General features: G+C 55.0%; 16 protein-coding genes and 1 pseudogene. 14 read left to right on the top strand and 3 right to left on the bottom strand.

Annotated features, from left to right (window positions below):
- Window positions 1–585 (bottom strand): Maf family protein, encoded by a 585-nt coding sequence (locus tag GKAS_RS10550; protein ID WP_035894181.1) that lies wholly within the window; start codon window positions 583–585, stop codon window positions 1–3.
- A 142-nt stretch (window positions 586–727) separates the two neighbouring features.
- Between GKAS_RS10550 and yceD the strand changes: the two genes are divergently transcribed.
- The 14 genes from yceD to ptsG all read left to right on the top strand — a co-directional run bounded on the left by yceD (window position 728) and on the right by ptsG (window position 13266).
- Window positions 728–1249, top strand: a complete 522-nt coding sequence (yceD, locus tag GKAS_RS10545) for a 23S rRNA accumulation protein YceD (RefSeq protein ID WP_035894179.1) — start codon at window positions 728–730, stop codon at window positions 1247–1249.
- A gap of 16 nt (window positions 1250–1265) precedes the next feature.
- Complete coding sequence (rpmF, locus tag GKAS_RS10540; RefSeq protein ID WP_003036242.1) at window positions 1266–1439, top strand: 50S ribosomal protein L32; 174 nt, start codon at window positions 1266–1268, stop codon at window positions 1437–1439.
- A 122-nt stretch (window positions 1440–1561) separates the two neighbouring features.
- Complete coding sequence (gene plsX / locus GKAS_RS10535) at window positions 1562–2620, top strand: phosphate acyltransferase PlsX (protein WP_072011380.1); 1059 nt, start codon at window positions 1562–1564, stop codon at window positions 2618–2620.
- Window positions 2621–2679: 59 nt separating this feature from the next.
- Window positions 2680–3633 carry a beta-ketoacyl-ACP synthase III gene (locus GKAS_RS10530; protein ID WP_035894174.1) on the top strand — a complete coding sequence of 318 codons (954 nt, stop codon included), beginning with the start codon at window positions 2680–2682 and terminating at the stop codon, window positions 3631–3633.
- Window positions 3634–3650: 17 nt separating this feature from the next.
- Window positions 3651–4580, top strand: a complete 930-nt coding sequence (gene fabD, locus GKAS_RS10525; protein ID WP_035894172.1) for an ACP S-malonyltransferase — start codon at window positions 3651–3653, stop codon at window positions 4578–4580.
- A 10-nt stretch (window positions 4581–4590) separates the two neighbouring features.
- Entirely contained in the window at window positions 4591–5325 is a 735-nt protein-coding gene (gene fabG / locus GKAS_RS10520; protein ID WP_035894171.1) for a 3-oxoacyl-ACP reductase FabG, read from the top strand.
- A gap of 209 nt (window positions 5326–5534) precedes the next feature.
- Complete coding sequence (gene acpP, locus GKAS_RS10515; protein ID WP_000103754.1) at window positions 5535–5771, top strand: acyl carrier protein; 237 nt, start codon at window positions 5535–5537, stop codon at window positions 5769–5771.
- Between the two features lie 88 nt (window positions 5772–5859).
- The gene (gene fabF, locus GKAS_RS10510) at window positions 5860–7101 is read left to right on the top strand and encodes a beta-ketoacyl-ACP synthase II (protein WP_035894170.1); all 1242 of its coding nucleotides are present in this window, start codon (window positions 5860–5862) and stop codon (window positions 7099–7101) included.
- A gap of 141 nt (window positions 7102–7242) precedes the next feature.
- Window positions 7243–8052, top strand: a complete 810-nt coding sequence (gene pabC, locus GKAS_RS10505; RefSeq protein WP_035894168.1) for an aminodeoxychorismate lyase — start codon at window positions 7243–7245, stop codon at window positions 8050–8052.
- Window position 8053: 1 nt separating this feature from the next.
- The gene (yceG, locus tag GKAS_RS10500; RefSeq protein ID WP_035894167.1) at window positions 8054–9076 is read left to right on the top strand and encodes a cell division protein YceG; all 1023 of its coding nucleotides are present in this window, start codon (window positions 8054–8056) and stop codon (window positions 9074–9076) included.
- Window positions 9066–9707: a dTMP kinase gene (gene tmk, locus GKAS_RS10495; protein WP_035894165.1), complete on the top strand. Its 642-nt coding sequence runs from the start codon at window positions 9066–9068 to the stop codon at window positions 9705–9707. The genes yceG and tmk overlap by 11 nt, the downstream gene beginning before the upstream one ends.
- Window positions 9704–10708, top strand: a complete 1005-nt coding sequence (holB, locus tag GKAS_RS10490) for a DNA polymerase III subunit delta' (protein ID WP_035894163.1) — start codon at window positions 9704–9706, stop codon at window positions 10706–10708. The genes tmk and holB overlap by 4 nt, the downstream gene beginning before the upstream one ends.
- A gap of 10 nt (window positions 10709–10718) precedes the next feature.
- Window positions 10719–11513, top strand: coding sequence for a metal-dependent hydrolase (locus tag GKAS_RS10485; protein WP_035894161.1), 795 nt, complete (start codon window positions 10719–10721; stop codon window positions 11511–11513).
- A gap of 319 nt (window positions 11514–11832) precedes the next feature.
- On the top strand, window positions 11833–13266 hold the full coding sequence (gene ptsG / locus GKAS_RS10480; protein WP_035894159.1) for a PTS glucose transporter subunit IIBC: 1434 nt from the start codon (window positions 11833–11835) through the stop codon (window positions 13264–13266).
- Window positions 13267–13375: 109 nt separating this feature from the next.
- On the opposite strand, the gene fhuE is transcribed toward ptsG, so the two are convergent.
- Window positions 13376–15559, bottom strand: a complete 2184-nt coding sequence (fhuE, locus tag GKAS_RS10475) for a ferric-rhodotorulic acid/ferric-coprogen receptor FhuE (RefSeq protein ID WP_035894158.1) — start codon at window positions 15557–15559, stop codon at window positions 13376–13378.
- A 294-nt stretch (window positions 15560–15853) separates the two neighbouring features.
- A pseudogene (mfd, locus tag GKAS_RS10470) lies at window positions 15854–18307 on the bottom strand (transcription-repair coupling factor); the annotation flags it as partial.
- Window positions 18308–18320: the final 13 nt, after the last annotated feature.

Genomic DNA, 18320 nt, shown 5'->3' with positions numbered 1-18320 from the left:
CTAATCCGCCAACGGGTTAAAGTTCTCCCGGCGCAGCATTTTGCACAGCGCAATCAGTGGTAAACCAATCAGCGTGTTTGGGTCGCGGCCTTCAAGACGGTCAAATAATGCGATGCCTAATCCCTCACTTTTAAAACTGCCGGCGCAGTTAAGTGGGTTTTCTTTACGGATGTAAGCGTTGATTTCTTGCTCGCTCAAGTGACGAAAATGGACGTCGAACGGCTCACATTCTGTCTGTAACTGACCATTAGCGGAGTTATAGAGTGCCAGTCCGGTATAAAACGTCACCACATTTCCGCTGGCCTTTTTTAATTGCAGGCGCGCATTCTCTTCGGTGTGGGGTTTCCCGGTGATCTCGCCATCCAGTAAACACACCTGGTCGGAGCCAATAATCAGATGATCAGGAAAACGTGCGGCCAGCGCCTGGGCCTTTGCCTGCGCCAGTCGCAGCACCAGGCTGCGCGGGGTTTCGCCTGGTAACGGCAGTTCGTCAACCTCGGGTGCGGCGCACTCGAAGGGCAGGCCGAGTTTCTCCAGAAGCTGTTTGCGATAGGGGGATGTCGAAGCAAGAATCAATTCAGGCATAATTTTTTAAATAGACGGTAGCGAATTAGATTCCGACATTTTAAACTATAGGCCGCAATGTGTGCGAATTATTGGCAAAAGGCAACCTGAGGCTGCCTTTTTCTTTGACTCTATGACGTTACAAAGTTAATATGCGCGCCCTATGCAAAAGGTAAAATTACCCCTGACTCTCGATCCGGTTCGTACGGCTCAAAAACGCCTTGATTACCAGGGTATCTATACCCCCGATCAGGCGGAGCGCGTCGCTGCGTTCGTCGTCAGTGTAGACAGTGATGTTGAATGCGACATGTCCTTCAATATCGATAACCAACGCCTCGCGGTCTTGACCGGCGACGTGAAGGTGACGGTATCGTTGGAGTGCCAGCGTTGCGGGAAACCGTTTACGCATCATGTTTACACAAAGTATTGTTTCAGTCCGGTCAAAAATGATGATCAGGTTGAGGCACTCCCGGAAGCGTATGAGCCGATTGAGGTTAACGAATTCGGTGAAATCGATCTGCTGGCGTTGGTTGAAGATGAAATCATCCTCGCCTTGCCGGTAGTTCCGGTGCATGATTCTGAACACTGTGAAGTGTCCGAGGCGGACATGGTCTTTGGTGAATTGCCTGAAGAGGCACAGAAGCCAAACCCATTTGCCGTATTAGCCAGCTTAAAGCAAAAGTAATTGAGGAGTAAGGTCCATGGCCGTACAACAGAATAAACCAACCCGTTCCAAACGTGGCATGCGTCGTTCCCATGACGCTCTGACCGCAGTCACCAGCCTGTCTGTAGACAAAACTTCTGGTGAACAACACCTGCGTCACCACATCACTGCCGACGGTTTCTACCGTGGCCGTAAGGTAATCGCTAAGTAATCACGCGATACTCAGCGGATTTTTCGCTTCGGCGCGAAAGACAATGAGTGCAAGCGTGGTGAAGCTTAGTGAGGCTTTCCCCGTGCAAGCGGGGATAAACCAAACCAAGCGGCGACGATACCTTGACACGTCTAACCCTGGCGTTAGATGTCATGGGGGGCGATTTTGGCCCTTCCGTGACAGTGCCTGCAGCATTGCAGGCACTGAGTTCTAATCCGCAACTCTCACTTCTTTTAGTCGGCAATCCCGACGACATTACGCCATTACTTGCCAAAGCTGACTTTGAACAACGTTCACGTTTGCAGATTATCCCTGCCCAGTCGGTTATTGCCAGTGATGAACGGCCTTCGCATGCTATTCGCCACAGTCGCGGTAGTTCAATGCGTGTGGCGCTGGAGATGGTGAAAGAAGGGCGGGCCGAAGCTTGCGTCAGCGCCGGGAATACCGGAGCGTTGATGGGGCTGGCAAAATTATTGCTCAAACCCCTTCAGGGGATTGAGCGTCCGGCGCTGGTGACGGTTCTGCCGCATCAGCAAAAGGGCAAAACGGTGGTGCTGGATCTCGGTGCCAACGTGGATTGCGACAGTACCATGCTGGTGCAGTTTGCCGTCATGGGCTCGGTCATGGCCGAGGACGTGTTGGGGATTGAAAACCCGCGCGTGGCACTGCTGAACATCGGTGAAGAAGAGATTAAGGGTCATGATAGTATTCGTGACGCCTCATTAGTGTTAAAAACAATCTCTTCCCTCAACTATATCGGCTATCTTGAAGCCAATGAGCTGTTGACGGGAAAAACCGATGTATTAGTTTGCGATGGCTTCACAGGTAACGTCACCTTAAAGACGATGGAAGGGGTTGTCAGAGTCTTCCTTTCGCTACTGAAATCGCAGAGCGAGGGGAAAAAACGGTCGTGGTGGCTGTATTTATTAAAGCGTTGGTTACAAAAAAGCCTGACAAGGCGATTCAGTCACCTCAACCCCGACCAGTATAATGGCGCCTGTCTGTTAGGATTGCGCGGCACGGTGATTAAGAGTCATGGTGCGGCCAATCAGCGAGCCTTTGCGATCGCTATAGAACAGGCAGTGCAGGCGGTGCAGCGACAAGTTCCTCAGCGAATTGCCGCTCGCCTGGAATCCGTATACCCCGCAGGATTCGACACCCTGGAAGTCGGCAACAAATAGTGCCTACTCCCCGGTCGTTGAATAGGGCGGCTATATTAGCGAAAAGTGACTGAGCGTACATGTATACGAAGATTATTGGTACCGGCAGCTATCTGCCTGAGCAAGTGCGGACTAACGCCGATCTGGAAAAAATGGTAGATACCTCTGACGAGTGGATTGTCACCCGTACAGGTATCCGCGAGCGCCGTATTGCTGGCCCTGATGAAAACGTGTCTACGCTGGGTTACGAAGCGGCAAAACGCGCGCTGGAAATGGCGGGCATTGACGCCAGCGAACTGGGGCTGATTGTGGTTGCTACCACTTCTGCGACCCACGCTTTCCCAAGTGCAGCTTGTCAGATTCAGGAAATGCTGGGCGTGAAAGGCGCACCGGCATTCGACGTCGCGGCAGCGTGCGCAGGCTTCACCTACGCGCTGAGCGTGGCCGATCTGTACGTCAAAACGGGCGCAGTAAAATATGCGCTGGTGGTGGGGGCGGATACGCTGGCACGCACCTGCGATCCTACCGATCGCGGCACGATCATTATTTTTGGTGACGGCGCAGGCGCTGTGGTACTGGGTGCATCCGAAGAACCGGGCATCATCTCTACCCATCTGCATGCAGACGGTAGTTACGGTAAGCTGCTGACGCTGCCGAACGCCGACCGCGTGAACCCGGAAAACTCCATCCATCTGACGATGGCCGGTAACGAAGTCTTTAAAGTCGCGGTAACTGAACTGGCGCACATCGTTGATGAAACGCTGGAGGCCAATAACCTCGACCGTTCTGAACTGGACTGGCTGGTGCCACACCAGGCGAACTTACGTATTATCAGCGCGACGGCGAAGAAACTCGGCATGTCGATGGACAACGTCGTGGTAACGCTCGACCGTCACGGCAACACCTCTGCGGCTTCCGTGCCTTGCGCCTTTGACGAAGCCGTACGCGATGGCCGTATTAAACGTGGTCAACTGGTGCTGCTTGAGGCCTTCGGTGGCGGGTTCACCTGGGGTTCTGCGCTGGTTCGTTTCTAAGTATAAGGATTATAAACATGACGCAATTCGCTTTCGTGTTCCCGGGTCAGGGTTCACAAGCGGTAGGCATGCTGTCTGAACTGGCAGCAACCTATCCGGTTATTGAAGAAACTTTCCAGGAAGCTTCCGCTGCGCTGGGCTACGATTTATGGGCGCTGGCCCAGCAAGGTCCGGCTGAAGAACTGAACAAAACCTGGCAGACCCAGCCGGCGCTGCTGACCGCTTCCGTTGCTCTGTATCGACTGTGGCAGCAGCAGGGCGGTATAGCGCCTTCTCTGATGGCCGGTCACAGCCTGGGCGAATATTCTGCGCTGGTTTGTGCGGGCGTTATTGCTTTCGCTGATGCAGTGCGTCTGGTTGAGATGCGCGGTAAGTTCATGCAGGAAGCGGTGCCAGAAGGTACCGGCGGCATGTCTGCTATCATCGGTCTTGACGATGCGGCTATCGCCAAAGCGTGCGAAGAGTCTGCACAAGGGCAGGTGGTTTCTCCAGTCAACTTCAACTCGCCGGGTCAGGTGGTTATCGCCGGTCACAAAGAAGCGGTTGAACGTGCAGGTGCTGCCTGTAAAGCTGCGGGCGCTAAGCGTGCGCTGCCGCTGCCGGTTAGCGTGCCATCCCACTGCGCGCTGATGAAGCCTGCGGCGGAAAAACTGGCCGTTGAGCTGCAAAAAATTACCTTTAACGCGCCGACCGTTCCGGTTGTGAACAACGTCGACGTGAAGTGCGAAACCGATGCCGACGCGATTCGCGACGCGCTGGTTCGCCAGCTGTACAGCCCGGTTCAGTGGACCAAAACCGTTGAGTTTATGGCATCCCAGGGCGTAGAGCATCTGTATGAAGTTGGTCCGGGTAAAGTCCTCACCGGCCTGACTAAACGTATTGTAGATACCCTGACTGCATCGGCCATTAACGAGCCGGCTGCCCTGTCAGCGGCACTTGCGCAATAAAGAGGAAAGCATGAGCTTTGAAGGAAAAATTGCACTGGTAACTGGTGCAAGCCGCGGTATTGGCCGCGCAATCGCTGAAACTCTCGTCGCTCGCGGCGCGAAAGTTATCGGTACTGCGACCAGCGAAAGCGGCGCGCAGGCGATTAGCGATTATCTGGGTGCGAACGGTAAAGGTCTGCTGTTGAATGTGACCGACCCGGCATCTATTGAATCAGTTCTGGGAAATATCCGCGCAGAGTTTGGCGAAGTAGACATTCTGGTCAATAATGCCGGGATTACTCGTGATAACCTGTTAATGCGCATGAAAGATGACGAGTGGAACGATATTATCGAAACCAACTTGTCATCTGTTTTCCGTCTGTCAAAAGCGGTAATGCGCGCTATGATGAAAAAGCGTCATGGGCGTATCATCACTATCGGTTCTGTGGTTGGTACCATGGGAAATGCGGGTCAGGCTAACTACGCTGCGGCGAAAGCGGGTCTGATTGGCTTCAGTAAATCACTGGCGCGTGAAGTTGCGTCACGCGGTATTACTGTGAACGTTGTTGCTCCGGGCTTTATTGAAACGGACATGACGCGTGCGCTGACCGATGAGCAGCGTGCGGGTACACTGGCGGCAGTTCCTGCGGGGCGCCTCGGCACTCCAAATGAAATCGCTAGTGCGGTTGCATTTTTGGCCTCCGACGAAGCAAGTTACATCACTGGTGAAACGTTGCACGTAAACGGCGGGATGTACATGGTCTGATTGTGTTTTGCACAAAGTGCTCAGACAACGGGCAATCTACGTATGTCTGAGTAGGATTAGTGCAAAATCATTTGCGTTATGAGGGCAAACACCCTCAAAATAGCGTAAAATCGTGGTACGACCTGCCGGGATTTAGTTGCAAATTTTTCAACATTTTATACACTACGAAAACCATCGCGAAAGCGAGTTTTGATAGGAAATTTAAGAGTATGAGCACTATCGAAGAACGCGTTAAGAAAATCATCGGCGAACAGCTGGGCGTTAAGCAGGAAGAAGTGACCAACAATGCTTCCTTCGTTGAAGACCTGGGCGCAGATTCTCTTGACACCGTTGAGCTGGTAATGGCTCTGGAAGAAGAGTTTGATACTGAGATTCCGGACGAAGAAGCTGAGAAAATCACCACCGTTCAGGCTGCCATTGATTACATCAACGGTCACCAGGCGTAAGTGAACATCTCCAGGCGGTCATTCGACCGCCTGAGTTTTATCTTTTTCTCCCATAAGTATCAATTTTATCCCTCCCTGGAGGACAAACGTGTCTAAGCGTCGTGTAGTTGTGACCGGACTGGGCATGTTGTCTCCTGTCGGCAATACCGTAGAGTCTACCTGGAAAGCTCTCCTTGCCGGTCAGAGTGGCATCAGCCTGATCGACCATTTCGATACTAGCGCCTATGCAACCAAATTTGCTGGCTTAGTAAAGGATTTTAACTGTGATGACATTATCTCGCGCAAAGAACAGCGCAAGATGGATGCCTTCATTCAATATGGAATTGTCGCTGGCGTTCAGGCCATGCAGGATTCTGGCCTTGAAATTACGGAAGAGAACGCTCACCGTATTGGCGCCGCTATTGGCTCCGGTATTGGCGGTCTCGGTCTTATCGAAGAAAACCACACCTCTCTGGTGAATGGTGGACCGCGTAAGATTAGCCCGTTCTTCGTTCCGTCGACGATTGTTAACATGGTGGCAGGTCACCTGACCATCATGTTCGGTTTGCGTGGGCCAAGCATCTCCATCGCGACCGCCTGTACTTCCGGTGTGCACAACATCGGTCAGGCCGCGCGTATCATCGCTTACGGCGATGCGGATGCGATGGTTGCCGGTGGCGCTGAAAAAGCCAGTACCCCTCTGGGTGTAGGTGGTTTCGGTGCGGCGCGTGCGCTGTCTACGCGTAACGATAACCCGCAGGCGGCGAGCCGTCCGTGGGATAAAGAGCGTGATGGCTTTGTGCTGGGTGACGGCGCAGGTATGGTTGTACTCGAAGAGTATGAACACGCGAAAAAACGTGGCGCGAAAATCTATGCTGAAGTCGTTGGCTTTGGTATGAGCAGCGATGCGTACCACATGACTTCACCGCCGGAAAACGGCGCGGGTGCTGCGCTGGCGATGGTTAACGCCATTCGCGACGCAGGTATTGACGTGGGCCAGATTGGCTACGTGAACGCCCACGGTACCTCTACGCCTGCTGGCGATAAAGCAGAAGCACAGGCCGTTAAGTCTGTCTTTGGCGACGCAGCAAGCCGCGTAATGGTCAGCTCCACTAAGTCAATGACCGGTCACCTGCTGGGTGCTGCGGGTGCAGTAGAATCTATCTACTCTATCCTGGCCCTGCGCGACCAGGCCGTACCGCCAACCATCAACCTGGATAACCCGGATGAAGGTTGTGACCTGGACTTCGTGCCTCACGAAGCACGTCAGGTTAGCGGCATGGAGTACACGCTGTGTAACTCCTTCGGCTTCGGTGGTACCAACGGCTCACTGATCTTCAAAAAGGTCTGAGCCTGATTATCTGATGGCGATGCGCCATCAGATAACGCATTGATGAAGGCCCGCACGTCGGGCCTTTTTTTATTCGGCTTTCTCTGCTTGTTCAACGCGTTTCGTCCTGCGACACTACCCGACCATCAATAAGGAGCCGCTATGTTCTTGATTAATGGCCTCGAACAAAACACCCTCGCGGTGAACGATCGTGCAACCCAGTTTGGTGACGGCTGCTTTACCACCGCCCGCGTAGTTGATGGCCGGGTGCAGCTTCTGGATGCCCATCTTGCCCGGTTACAGTCCGCCTGCGGACGGTTAGCTATTCCCTTTGAACGTTGGTCAACGCTCGGTGATGAGATGACCTCGCTTGCCCAGCGCCAGCAAACGGGCGTACTCAAGGTGATTCTGAGCCGGGGAGCGGGCGGTCGCGGATATAGCGGCAGCGCCTGCGATGCGCCTACGCGCATCCTCTCCACCTCTGCGGCACCTGCTCATTATGCGCGCTGGAAGGAGGAGGGGGCCACTCTGGCACTGAGTCCGGTTCCACTTGGGCGCAATCCCTACCTTGCCGGCCTTAAGCACCTCAATCGCCTCGAGCAGGTATTGATTCGTTCTCATCTTGAGCAGACAAACGCCGATGAAGCCCTTGTCCTTGACAGCGACGGGTGGCTTACGGAATGCTGTGCCGCTAATCTGTTCTGGCGCTGCGGGCAGGATGTCTATACGCCGCGTCTTGACCAGGCGGGAGTGAACGGCATTATGCGGCAATATATAATGAAACGTTTGGCACCGACGGCCTATCGCGTTGTCGAAGTGAATGCGCCGCTGTCGGCGTTAGCGCAGGCCGATGAGGTGCTCATCTGTAACGCTCTGATGCCCGTGGTTCCCGTTCAGCGCTATGCGGAGCAGCAGTGGTCTGCCCGCGAACTTTACCGATATTTAGCCCCACTTTGTGAGTCGCCTGATTAGCATGAAGAAAATGTTACGCGTGGTTTTGTTACTGTTGGTTGTCCTGGGCATTGCCGCCGGCGTCGGCGTGTGGAAAGTGCGACAGCTCGCCAGCAGTACGCTCCTGATTAAAGAAGAGATGGTCTTTACGCTAAAAACCGGCACCGGAAGACTGGCGCTCGGCGACCAGCTCTATGCAGATAAAGTGCTCAACCGCCCGCGGGTATTCCAGTGGCTGCTGCGTCTTGAACCTGAACTTTCTCACTTTAAGGCCGGTACCTATCGCTTCACGCCGCAGATGACCGTGCGTGAGATGCTGCAACTGCTGGGGAGTGGTAAAGAGGCGCAGTTCCCACTGCGTTTCGTCGAAGGGATGCGCCTGAGCGATTACCTCAAACAGCTGCGTGAAGCACCGTACATCAAACACACGTTGAGCGATGATAAATACGCCACGGTTGCCGAAGCGCTGAAGTTCGACAACCCTGAATGGGTTGAAGGCTGGTTCTGGCCGGATACCTGGATGTACACCGCCAACACCAGCGACGTCGCTATTCTTAAGCGCGCGCACCAGAAAATGGTCGCGCAGGTTGATAAGGTCTGGGAAGGGCGTGCAGATAACCTGCCGTATGATGATAAAAACCAGCTGGTGACGATGGCCTCTATCATTGAGAAAGAGACCGCGGTGCCGGAAGAGCGCGACCGCGTGGCGTCGGTGTTTATCAACCGCCTGCGCATCGGCATGCGTCTGCAAACCGATCCGACCGTTATCTACGGCATGGGTGAGAGCTACGATGGAAAGCTTTCCCGTAAGGATCTTGAGACCCCAACCGCGTATAATACCTACACGATTTCTGGCCTGCCGCCGGGGGCGATTGCCAGCCCGGGCGAAGCCTCGCTGAATGCCGCCGCGCATCCGGCAAAAACGCCGTACCTCTATTTTGTGGCCGATGGCAAAGGCGGGCATACGTTTAATACCAATCTTGCGAGCCATAACCGCTCGGTGCAGGATTACCTGAAAGTGCTAAAGGATAAAAATGCGCAGTAATTACATCGTCATTGAAGGACTGGAAGGCGCGGGAAAAACCACCGCGCGCGACGTGGTTGTCGAAACGCTTCGCAACCTCGGCGTAAACGACCTGCTGTTCACCCGTGAACCGGGCGGCACCGTGCTGGCAGAAAAGCTGCGCAGCCTGGTGCTGGACATCAAATCGGTCGGCGACGAAGTGATTACCGATAAAGCGGAAGTCCTTATGTTCTATGCTGCCCGCGTGCAGCTGGTTGACTCGGTTATCAAACCGGCGCTGGCGAGCGGTAAGTGGGTGATTGGCGACCGTCATGACCTCTCGACTCAGGCCTATCAGGGCGGCGGGCGCGGTATCGACAGAAAGATGCTGGCGACGCTGCGCGATGCTGTGCTCGGCGATTTCCGTCCGAACCTGACCATTTATCTCGATGTGACGCCGGAAGTGGGTCTAAAGCGCGCCCGTGCTCGAGGCGACCTCGACCGTATTGAGCAGGAATCTTTGAATTTCTTCAACCGCACCCGCGCTCGTTACCTTGAGCTGGCGGCGGAAGATAACAGCATCATTACCATTGATGCCACCCAGCCGCTGGACAACGTGATGAGCGATATTCGCGCCGCGGTTACCGCCTGGTTTGCGGAGCAGCAGGCATGAAATGGTATCCGTGGTTGCGCCCACCGTTTGAACAGCTTGTTGCAAGCTATCAGGCTGGACGCGGTCACCACGCGCTGCTGATTCAGGCGCGCGGCGGAATGGGGGCCGACTCACTGGCCTATGCCATCACCCGTTTCCTGATGTGCCAGAACCCCGACGGCCATAAAAGCTGCGGTCAGTGCCATAGCTGCCAACTGATGCAGGCGGGGACGCACCCCGACTACTATGTGCTGCAGCCGGAAAAAGGCAAAAGCGCGCTGGGTATTGATGCGGTGCGCGAGACCAGCGAAAAGCTGTATGAGCATTCGCGTCTTGGTGGGGCGAAAGTAGTGTGGATTGCCGATGCGGCATTGCTCACCGAAGCGGCGGCTAACGCGCTGTTAAAAACGCTGGAAGAACCGCCGAAAAACACCTGGTTCTTCCTCGCCTGTGAAGAGCCTGCACGTCTGCTGGCCACGCTGCGCAGCCGCTGTCGTTTCTATCATCTGGCACCGCCGAACGAAGCCTATGCGCTGGCGTGGCTTGAGCGTGAAATCAGCCAGCCGCGGGAGACGTTATTAACCGCGCTGCGCCTGTGCGGCCACGCGCCTGCTGCCGCGCTGGATCTGCTGGCGGCAGATACCTGGGGGGCGCGCGAAAAACTCTGTCAGGCGCTGAGCGCTACCTTAAATAGCGGTGACTGGCTGGCGCTTTTACCGTCGTTGAACCATGATTCAGCCGTGGCGCGCCTGCACTGGTTCTCGTCGCTGCTGCTGGATGCCCTGAAACATCAGCAGCGGATCACGCGTCTGACCAATGTTGATAGCGTCGACCTGGTGAATCGGCTGGCAAACGCGCTGTCCGCATCGCGCCTGCAGGCGATCGCCGCTGATGCCTGCACTTGTCGCGAGCAGCTGCTGAGCGTTACCGGGCTGAACCGAGAATTGATCCTCACCGAGCGCCTGCTGCGCTGGGAACAGTATTTGCAACCTGGTGCGGTACTGCCAGTATCCCACCTCTAAGAGAGACATCATGTTTTTAGTCGACTCGCACTGCCATCTTGATGGCCTTAACTATGAATCCTTGCACAAAGACGTTGACGATGTGATGGCGAAAGCCGCCGCGCGCGACGTCCGTTTTGCCCTTGCGGTAGCCACCACCATACCGGGCTATCGCAGCATGCGTAAGCTGGTGGGCAACCGCCCGGAAGTGGTCTTTTCCTGCGGCGTTCACCCGCTGAATCAGGATGAGCCCTACGACGTAGAAGAACTGCGCCGTCTGGCGGCGGAAGAGGGCGTTGTCGCCATGGGCGAAACGGGGCTGGACTATTTCTATACACCGGAGACGAAAGCGCAGCAGCAGCTCTCGTTCCGCCAGCACATTCAGATTGGCCGTGAGCTGAACAAGCCGGTCATCGTTCATACCCGCGACGCGCGCGCGGATACCCTGGCTATCCTGCAGGAAGAAAAGGTGACGGATTGCGGCGGTGTACTACACTGTTTCACTGAAGATAGAGAGACGGCGGGTAAGCTACTGGATATGGGCTTCTATATCTCGTTTTCCGGCATTGTCACTTTCCGTAATGCGGAGCAGCTTCGCGATGCCGCACGCTACGTGCCGCTGGACATGCTGCTGGTCGAGACCGATTCTCCGTACCTGGCTCCGGTTCCGCATCGTGGCAAAGAGAACCAGCCGGCGATGGTGCGAGATGTCGCTGAATACATGGCTGTGCTAAAGGGCGTAAGCCTTGAACAGCTTGCGCAGCAGACGACCGATAACTTCGCGACCCTTTTCCATATCGCTCCTTCCCGCCTGCAATCTGCCTGATTTCATAGCTTATTTTATTGCTCGTAATTAATGGTTAAAGCGAGTACAGTTCACCGCCATAAAAGTGGCGGTGAATGTTATTTTTGAAACATGCAGACACGTATTATGTAAAGAAGATTAAGATTTTGCGCCATAGCTCTTTGAAACGTGATAGCCGTCAAACAAAACCGGAGTGAATTATTTTACTCTGTGTAATAAATAAAAAGGGCACTTAGATGTCCTGTCCCTGGTGAGTCTCTCCCCTCTCACCAATGCGTGAAAACGTAGATATACACAATGTGTATAACAAAAGTACAAATACTCAGGAGCACTCCTAATTATGTTTAAGAATGCATTTGCTAACCTGCAGAAGGTCGGTAAATCGCTGATGCTGCCGGTTTCCGTGCTGCCTATCGCAGGTATCCTGCTGGGCGTCGGTTCCGCAAACTTCAGCTGGCTGCCAGCCGTCGTTTCTCATGTTATGGCAGAAGCAGGCGGTTCTGTTTTTGCTAACATGCCGCTTATCTTCGCTATCGGTGTTGCGTTAGGCTTCACCAATAACGATGGTGTATCCGCACTGGCCTCCGTCGTCGCTTATGGCATCATGGTGAAAACCATGGCTGTGGTTGCGCCACTGGTACTGCATTTACCGGCTGAAGAGATTACCGCTAAACACCTGGCTGATACCGGTGTTCTCGGCGGCATCATCTCCGGTGCCATCGCCGCGTACATGTTCAACCGCTTCTACCGCATCAAGCTGCCAGAATATCTGGGCTTCTTCGCGGGCAAGCGCTTTGTACCGATCATCTCAGGTCTGGCCGCTATCTTTACCGGCGTGATCCTGTCCTTCATCTGGCCGCCAATCGGTACTGCTATTCAGACCTTCTCTCAGTGGGCTGCTTACCAGAACCCGGTTGTCGCGTTTGGTATCTACGGCTTCATCGAACGCTGCCTGGTGCCGTTCGGTCTGCACCACATCTGGAACGTTCCATTCCAGATGCAGATTGGTGAATACACCAACGCCGCAGGTCAGGTATTCCACGGTGATATCCCTCGCTACATGGCAGGCGACCCGACTGCGGGCAAACTGTCCGGCGGCTTCCTGTTCAAAATGTACGGCCTGCCGGCTGCTGCGATTGCAATCTGGCACTCTGCTAAACCAGAGAACCGTGCAAAAGTGGGCGGTATCATGATCTCCGCAGCGCTGACCTCGTTCCTGACCGGTATTACCGAGCCGATCGAGTTCTCCTTCATGTTCGTTGCGCCGATCCTGTACATCATCCACGCGATTCTGGCTGGTCTGGCGTTCCCGATCTGTATCCTGCTGGGTATGCGTGACGGTACTTCGTTCTCTCACGGCCTGATCGACTTTATCGTACTGTCCGGTAACAGCAGCAAACTGTGGCTGTTCCCAATCGTCGGTATTTGCTATGCGATCGTCTACTACGTTGTCTTCCGCGTGCTGATTAAAGCACTGGACCTGAAAACTCCGGGTCGTGAAGATAACACTGAAGACTCCAAAGCAACCGCAACCAGTGAAATGGCTCCGGCGCTGATTGCAGCCTTCGGCGGAAAAGAAAACATCACGAACCTCGATGCATGTATCACCCGTCTGCGCGTGAGCGTAGCCGACGTAGCGAAAGTTGATCAGGCTGGCCTGAAAAAACTGGGCGCTGCCGGTGTGGTCGTTGCAGGTTCCGGCGTTCAGGCGATTTTCGGTACTAAATCCGATAACCTGAAAACCGAGATGGACGACTATATTCGTAATAACTAAGTTATTTCGAAGTCGTAAAATTGGGGAGACTAAGGCAGCCGAATGGCTGCCTTTTTTACGCCTGAAGTGTGGGAGCCTTTCGGCTCCCTTGCTTTGTCTGGATATTGAATCAGAACTGATAGCTCGCGGTAATGCTCACGTTGCGCGGCTCACCGTAGACGATAGAACCATCGATATTGGTATCGTAGGTTTTGTCAAACAGGTTGTTGAGGTTGCCCTGCAGCGCAAAGTTTTTGGTTACCTGATAACGGGTGAACAGGTCCACCAGCGCATAGCTGCCTTGCTCGGCGCGGAAGGTGCCAAATTCGGTAACGGTATCTTTGTAGACGCGGTTCTGCCAGTTCACACCGCCGCCCACCGTCAACTCAGGTACTGCCGGTAAACGATAGCTGGTAAACAGTTTAACGGTAGTGCGAGGCAGGTTAGGGTTCACCGCGTTGCCTTCATTGTCTTCAGCAACATAGCGCGTTGCGCCAAAGGTCAACTGCCAGTTATCGGTCAGTGCACCGTTAATTTCAAACTCAACGCCTTTGCTGACGGTACCATCGGCAGTGGTATAAGCAATTTCACCGTTGCTGCCCGCAATCGGCACCCCGGTCGACTGTGCCAGGTTATCCTGCTCAATACGGAAGACGGCAAGGGTGGTGGTCAGACGGCTGTCCATCCAGTCAGACTTCAGACCCACTTCGTAGTTGTTGCCGGTAATCGGCTTCAGGTATTTACCCGAACTGTCTTTATCGTTTTGCGGCTGGAAGATGGAGGTATAGCTGGCGTAGGTTGACCAGTTATCATTGATATCGAACACCAGACCCGCATACGGCGTAGTGTGGTTTTGCTCCATACTGTAGGCCAGCGTGTCGATGCTCCAGTTGGTGTAACGCGCGCCAACGATCAGATGCAGCGGGTCGGCCAGCGTGATACGTGTCGCGGCATACAGCGACTTCATGTGCGTGGTATCGTCCTGCGCGAGGCTCTGTGGGCTCCAGTTGGTCTCTGGGAAACTGGCGCTATTGAAGTTAGCGAAGTTGCCGATGGCATCCGGGAAAACGTTATCCCAGGAGCTTACATAGCGGTTGTTCTGCTTACTGTAGCTACCGCCCAGCACCAGGTTGTGCTGGCGGCCAAACAGGTCATAGCTACCGTCCGCATAAAGATCTAACGCATCAACTTTACGTTTACCGCTGTTCCAGCCGGTCCCGCCAACGTATTCATAATCGGGGCCGTAGCTGCCGTACGGGCCAACTAATGTTCCATCCGCCTTGTTAACATAGGCATCGATGTACATCATTTTACTGTCAAACTTCACCTCAGAATGGGTGGCATTCAGCGTTGCCTGCCAGGTATCGGCAAAGCGCTGCGTCAGCGTCATGAAGACCTTATTGATATCTTTATCGTTGTAGGCCCAGTCCGGCGAGGTGCTGTGTGCTCGGTCATAATGGTTGGTACTACCGTCGGTATTCCAACGCGGTAAGCCGCCCCAGGTAGGGCTGTTGACATTGATTTGCTGGTATTCGTAGCCAACGGAGAGGCTGGTGGTGTCACCGAGATCCGCATCCAGAATACCCGAGAAGAACGTCTTTTCGTTATTGTAGCGGTCAAGCCAGGAATCATTGTTCTGATAGCCTGCAACGATACGCGCGCGCACTTTACCGTCATCGGTCAACGGGCTTTGCAGGTCGGCAACATAGCGTTGTTTGTTCCAGCTACCGTACTCAGCGGAAAGGTTGCCTTTGAATTCCTGGCTGGTGGCATGTTTACGGACCATGTTAATGGAAGCGGAAGGGTTCCCTGTCCCTGTCATCAGGCCACTTGCCCCGCGTACCACTTCCACACGTTCAAACAGGGCGGTATCGGATAGCGCATCGCCCAGATTCCAGCGAGATTCAAAATAGGTCGGAATGCCATCGACCATATAGTTATCAATCGCAAAACCGCGGGAGAAGTAGCTGGTACGGTCGGAGTCGGCCTGGCTGCTGGTGATACCGATGGTGTTGTTCATCACATCACCGAGCGTCTGTAGCTGCTGATCCTGCATACGCTGTTCGCTGACGACGCTAACCGACTGCGGAATATCGCGCTGAATCATCTGCATTTTGGTGCCAGCTGTGGTCGATTTTACGCTGTAGTCCTGCTGGTCGTTGGCAGCACTGCTGTCGGCGGATCCATCGACGATGATGGTATCTTCGCTGCTGGCCGCGGCGATGCTGAGGCCTGGATAGAGCGCCAGCGCAATGCCCATAGCCACGAGAGTGGGGGCGGCGCGGTTATCCCGGGTAGTGGAAATGAAAGACATGATAAACCCTTAATCTAACGAGTGTTGTTGTGTTCCGCAGCTCTGTGGCCACGGTCAATGAGCGATGCCAATGTGCACTTGAAAATAAATGCAAATGAGAAATATACGCATTTTTATTCATATGTAAACAAAAGTAAGCAGGATAATGGTGCGAAGTGAAACGGTTTTTCAGTCGGGAGTGATAGGTGAGGAAAGGGGAAAAGGAGAGAAACGGCCCGGCGGCGCTACGCCTACCGGGCCTACCATGATTAGATTATGAGCCGGATAAGCGTAGCGCCGCCCGGCAGGGAAGACTCAGGCGACCGCGTTCTCTTCAAGCTGGCGCATAAACTGGCGCACCCACTCCATACGCGTTTTACGCTCGCTCAAGTCCTGGAAGAACTTCAGGCGCGTTGGGCCGTCGAGACGATAGTGCTGAGGCTGTTTTTGCAGCAGACCAATCAGCCACGTTGGGTTGACGTGGTTTTTCTCAGCGAACTCAATAACGCCGCCTTTCTCGTTGCCTTCAAGCTTGCGGATCCCGAGTTTCTGCGCCTGCTGGCGTAAACGCGCGATATCCAGCAGATTGCGTGCGGCGTCCGGCAGCAGGCCGAAGCGGTCAATCAGCTCAACCTTGATTTCATCCAGCTCGTTCTCGCTCTTCGCGCTAGCAATACGTTTGTAGAACGACAGGCGCGTGTTGACGTCCGGGATAAAATCGTCCGGCAGCAGCGACGGCATGCGCAGCTCGACTTCGGTTTGCTGGCTGGTTAAATCCTCCAGCGACGGCTCGCGACCTTCTTTGAGCGCATCGACGGCGTTTTCCAGCAGCTCCATATACAGCGAGAAGCCGATGGTCTCCATGGAGCCACTTTGGTCTTCGCCGAGCAGTTCGCCCGCCCCTCGAATTTCGAGGTCGTGAGTGGCCAGCGCAAAGCCCGCACCGAGGTCTTCCAGCGACGCAATGGCTTCCAGACGTTTTTGCGCGTCGGTGGTCATCGCTTTCGGATGCGGCGTCAGCAGCCAGGCGTAGGCCTGGTGATGTGAACGACCGACGCGGCCGCGCAGCTGGTGAAGCTGCGCTAAGCCGAAGTGGTCCGCTCGCTCGATGATAATGGTGTTGGCGGTCGGAATGTCGATCCCGGTTTCGATGATGGTGGTACACACCAGCACGTTGAAACGCTGGTGATGGAAATCGTTCATCACCCGTTCCAGCTCGCGCTCGCGCATCTGGCCGTGACCGATGGCGATACGCGCTTCCGGTACCAGCTCCGCCAGCTTATCGGCGGCTTTCTGAATGTTTTCAACGTCGTTGAACAGGTAATAAACCTGACCACCGCGCAGCGTTTCACGCAGAATCGCTTCGCGCACCACCAGGCTGTCGTATTCGCGCACGAAGGTTTTCACCGCCAGACGACGTGCCGGAGGCGTGGCGATAATTGACAGGTCGCGCATGCCGCTCATCGCCATGTTCAGCGTACGCGGAATCGGGGTGGCGGTCAGGGTCAGAATATCGACGTCGGCACGCATCGCCTTAATGCGCTCTTTATGGCGCACGCCGAAGCGGTGCTCTTCATCGACAATCAGCAGACCCAGGTCGCGCAGCTTGACGTCGCTTTGCAGCAGCTTGTGGGTACCGATCAGAATATCGATTTTACCCTCGGCGGCTTCGGCCAGAATTTGCGTCTGCTCTTTGGCGCTACGAAAGCGCGACAGCATTTCGATGCGCACCGGCCAGTTGGCGAAACGGTCACGGAAGTTGTCGTAGTGCTGCTGAGCGAGCAGGGTGGTCGGTACCAGCACCGCAACTTGCTTGTGGTTTTCGACGGCGAGGAAAGCGGCGCGCATGGCGACTTCGGTTTTACCAAAGCCGACGTCGCCGCACACCAGACGGTCCATCGCCAGCGGCTGGCACATGTCGCTCAGCACGGCGTTGATAGCCTGCGCCTGATCCGGCGTGGTCTCAAACGGGAAGCTGTCGCAGAACAGTTGATACTGTTCACGGTCATGTTTGAAGGCAAAGCCCGCTTTGGCGGCGCGTTGGGCGTAAATATCCAGCAGTTCGGCCGCCACGTCGCGTACTTTCTCGGCGGCTTTCTGTCGTGCCCGCGTCCAGGCATCGCCGCCCAGCTTATGCAGCGGCGCATTCTCTTCCGCACCACCCGCGTAGCGGCTGATCAGGTGCAGTGATGAGACCGGCACGTACAGCTTGGCATCGCTGGCGTAGGTGAGCATCAGATACTCGCCGGTTATGCCGCCCGCTTCCAGGGTGGTCATCCCAGCATAGCGGCCAACGCCGTGCTCAAGGTGCACCACCGGCTGGCCGATATGCAGCTCCGCCAGGTTGCGGATGAGCGTATCCGGGTTAATGGTGCGGCGCGCATCCTGACGACGGCGCGCGACCCGTTCGCCGAGCAGGTCGCTTTCGCAGATTAACGCCAGGTTGTTTTGGGTATCGATAAACCCGTGCTCGGCGGCGCCAATCATCAGATAGCGACTGTTACCGCTGGCTTCATCCAGGCGCTGAATGCGCTTCGGCGCAAGCTTAATGCGTGACAGCAGTTCACCCAATGCTTCACGGCGACCCTCGCTCTCTACCGAGAAAATCACCGGGCCGGTAAAGGATTCAATAAACTTACGCAGGTTCTCCAGCGGCGACTTGTTCTGCGCCTGAACGGCAATCTCCGGCAGCGGCTGGAAGCCGAGGTTTGTGTTGGCGGCTTTCTTCGGCAGGCTCTCGGTTTTAAGCTGGATGCGCGGCCATTTTTTCTAGCTCGCTGTT

The organism is Kluyvera ascorbata ATCC 33433 (assembly GCF_000735365.1).
Classification (GTDB): Bacteria; Pseudomonadota; Gammaproteobacteria; order Enterobacterales; family Enterobacteriaceae; genus Kluyvera; species Kluyvera ascorbata.
The sequence above is the reverse complement of the archived record's forward strand: the minus strand, read 5'-3'. Positions and strand labels throughout refer to the sequence as shown.